3 protein-coding genes and 1 pseudogene are annotated in these 3557 nt (G+C 46.1%); all 4 read right to left on the reverse strand.

What is annotated here, in order from left to right:
- Positions 1–957: capsid protein (locus PVV57_RS09405; RefSeq protein WP_273783957.1), on the reverse strand; the 957-nt coding region annotated here is incomplete at its 3' end.
- Between the two features lie 12 nt (positions 958–969).
- Positions 970–1311, reverse strand: a complete 342-nt coding sequence (locus PVV57_RS09410; protein WP_273783958.1) for a hypothetical protein — start codon at positions 1309–1311, stop codon at positions 970–972.
- Positions 1308–2336, reverse strand: coding sequence for a phage protease (locus PVV57_RS09415; RefSeq protein ID WP_273783959.1), 1029 nt, complete (start codon positions 2334–2336; stop codon positions 1308–1310). Before PVV57_RS09415 ends, PVV57_RS09410 begins: the two co-directional genes overlap by 4 nt.
- 588 nt (positions 2337–2924) lie before the next feature.
- Positions 2925–3557: pseudogene (locus PVV57_RS09420) on the reverse strand (hypothetical protein); the annotation flags it as partial.

A 3557-nucleotide genomic window follows, 5' to 3' on the forward strand; every position in this document is an offset into this window, starting at 1 on the left:
TTCTTGCAGCAACACACCGGCATCTTTTGCAGCGACCAATTCACACACGCGTTCCCCCACACGCACCCGTTTACCGCCTGACAAGCCGATATCTGGATCTTGGATCACCCCTGATAAACGTTCACCCAATTGGGCGCTAAAACCCCAACTGATGACCGATCCATCCGCCTGTTGTTTGGTGGGGTCAATATAAAGTAGTGCAATCTTATTGCCCCAAACGCGTGCCAATTGCGCCGAACGCCCTTTGCGGGCCAAATTCACTTGCGATTCACCAATGAGTAAACGATCGGGGTGTATTTCCATCAAATCAGCAAATTGCGCCTTGGTCACAAAACCATCAGCAGTGCCACCCCCTTTAACGGCTTTGATGATTTTGGGATGGCGTTTGAGTTTTGACCAAACAACTTTACCCATCACAAGGGTGTTGGGTGTATAGACGAGAGCTTTATCCTTCGCCTCATCTAAGGTGGCATAAGGGTCTGATTTGTCATAATCACTAAATTTATTCTCACCTTTAAGGGTCATCACCCGCTCTGCTGCATAGTTTTTGCTGTCTTGCACAAGGGCTGCAACACGCACTTCACGCCCCAATTCTAGCAAATTGGCAAGTCCTTCCACGGCTGTCTTTTCGGGGTTATAGCGAGAGCGTCGCTCCGCCCTGGCGCGTGCCGCTGCTTCAATATCTGAATTGGGGATAAGATCATCCAATCCGTAATCCTTGACACTGGCTTCCCGTTCAAAGGCAGAAAATTCCACCACATTCGGGCGCCCTTTTCGCCCAACCTCAAGTTCAGGCACCGTAAAATTTTCCGCTAAAGGAAATTCACTATATTTAAACACCTCACTTAAAACACAAACGCGTGGCAAAACTTTATCGCCAATAAGAGAACCTGCTGGATTGCGATAACCAATAGCAATAGCAGTGAGTGTTGGATCAATGGGAAAAGGTCTGTTCATTTTAAGCCTCGATTAATTAATTTTAAAAGAAATAACATCACCAGCAGAACCATCACTCATGGCAATACCAATGGTGCGGTCTGCTGCTTCTGCCTTTATGGCGTGCCCTTTGGGGTCAGAGGTCAAAAAATCACCAAAGGAAACATTGCCCCCACAAACCACTTCACCCCAACCACATTGGCCAACATCAATCATCTCACCAGCCTTGGCTTCACAAGACCCTGCAGTCCCTAATAATTTATCACCCTTACCAGAAGCCGTTGCCACCATTCCCTCAGTGCGGGCTGCAACAATGCAATAAGGTGAGATCACATCTCCAGCGCGAAAAGATTTAATCAAAATCATCGTACTCATGATTGGCGCTCCTTTTGCTCGCTAATATACTCAACCGCTTGGCTAATGGTGATGTCGAAGCCTTTTTGCTTCTGCTCTTGTTGATAATGGCGTGCCGCAAGGGCAACCTCTTCTGGAGCAAGCTTTTGTTCTTGCACCAAAGCACACACTTCTAAAGGGCTTGTTGAGGCAAGCGCCGGCAACTTCTCGACCAAACTTTTAAAATGCTCCAGCCCCCCTTCAAGGCTACAAAGCGCACGATATTCCTCGCGAGCAGCCGGCAAAATCTTGCCCTCTTCAATGGTCTTATCTAAAAGACTCTCAATGGCACTGTTTTTTTGCTCTTCTTGCAAAAGCGCTAAATCTTCTCGCGCTTTTGTTAATTGGGCGTTTAATTCCACGCGTTCCTTTTCGCGCGCTTTAAGCGTTGCTAAAACCTCATCCGCTTTAGCATCTTCTGCCAGCGATAGTGCACTGGCAATGGCTGTCAAATCCATCTTTTTCTCCGTCAAAGTTATAGGGGAAGGCTGTTCACGGCTTAAAGCCGTCATGACAAGGGCTGGACGGTTCACCAAACCAGCACCGGCTAAATTCAAAATTTCACCTTTCTTCGAATGGCGAAACTCAGGCGAAAGATAGCGATATTCTCGGGCAATAATTTTTTTGGTAGCCATATCGGTCCATTTAACGCGTCCCCAAATCGCACCATCCCGCTCTGCTAATTCTTCAATCCAGCCACTGGCAGGTGCTTCTAAACCATTTCTCGCACGGTGATGTTGCCCATGCTCATAATCAATCACAAGCGGTCCTTTATTGGCTGCAAAGGCTTTTAAAATCGTTTGCGGGTTATAATGCCATTGTCGTCCATCACGTGCCTTCACATTTGGCGCTTTGGGCAAAAGCTCTACCCACTCAGGCGCTTGGCTAATGGTGGCGTCTTCACATGAAACATCTTGGCATAAAACGTCTGGACAGAGATCTATTAACGCGGCATGAAATATCTCAGCATGCTCATCTTCGCCATTTTCGTGAAATTCTTGTTCCATACATTGCCTATTGCTTTACAATTGTCATTGGCAATACAATGCATGAAACTTACTCCCACTATAAGTCTGACACTGTCAGTCAAAAGAGCATTTCTCAAAAAAGCACTCTTTTCCCTATTCTTCTCCTTGTGAGAGAAACCCCCGTGCCAAACCATCCCATAAAATCGTTTTCAAAGGCACTTCAAAGGCGATAGAGCGCCGTTGTGAAGTGAGAGGTACAATTTATCGTCTTATACAAAAAAAGCCTCTCTCAAGCCGTTTTTTTAAAGATTGCTTTTTGGCTTAAAAACATTATATCATTGAATGTAAGGCGTGAGCCAGTTTTGCCAGGACGGTTTTACCGGATCTGCGAGGAGTTGACCGCCCTCCACGCCTTCTTATTTTCTCACGCATTGACTCTCTTCACAAAAGCCAACATGGTTTTCTCAAAGCGTTTTTTTAAGATTGCTTTTAAACTTTTAAACTGTTAGATTACCCACGAGGCGTGAGCCAGTTATACCAGGACGGCTTTGCCGGATCTGCGAGGAGTTGACCGCCCTCCACGCCTTCTCTTTTCACAAACACCAACAGAGCTTTACGGTATTCTCTTTACAACAACCTCTCGCCCTTTTTTTCAGCCGCGTTTAACAAACGTTGAATTTCGCGAAAGCTCTTTTTATGCATGGAGGTCAACCACCATTCTTGTTTGCTTGCCACAAATTTAACCGCTAAGCGCCACCATACCCCATCATTTTCACCCAAAAACACAACGCTCGGTACACCTTTTCGCCTGATAATTCCATGGGGGCGGATAAGTGTTTGAATGGCGCCTCGAAAATCCTCCAAGTGAAGAGACCGCGCTTGATGCTCTAACAAAATATGTTTTACGCTGTCTGAAGATAAGCGAATAAGAGAATTGTCCCCACCAAAAACATCACCCACCTTTTGTAACATCGGGGCTATGGGAATAAATCCACGAGACATGCGTCCTTCAAACATGGCTTCCAAAAGTGGTGAGCCCACAATATCTTCAATGGCAATACGCTTGCCATTGTCCCCCATCACAGAGACTTTATCACTCAAAAATCGGCTTAAATTTTGTGAGCGATGTTTCCCAGGATTAGAATGCCATCCAGGATCAATCCCTACGGGTATCTTCTCAACTTTCCCCGTCCGTTTATTGCGCCAAACCTGCTTTTCAACATGAAGTGGCTCTGCCCCCTCTTCATAGCCTAAATTGTC

Source organism: Bartonella sp. AU15XJBT (assembly GCF_028618615.1).
In the GTDB taxonomy this organism is placed as follows: domain Bacteria; phylum Pseudomonadota; class Alphaproteobacteria; order Rhizobiales; family Rhizobiaceae; genus Bartonella.

What these genes read in the sequence shown, in the direction of transcription:
- PVV57_RS09410 (WP_273783958.1), bottom strand. Translation starts at nt 1,311, where the DNA reads ATGAGTACGATGATTTTGATTAAATCTTTTCGCGCTGGAGATGTGATC.
- PVV57_RS09415 (WP_273783959.1), bottom strand. Translation starts at nt 2,336, where the DNA reads ATGGAACAAGAATTTCACGAAAATGGCGAAGATGAGCATGCTGAGATA.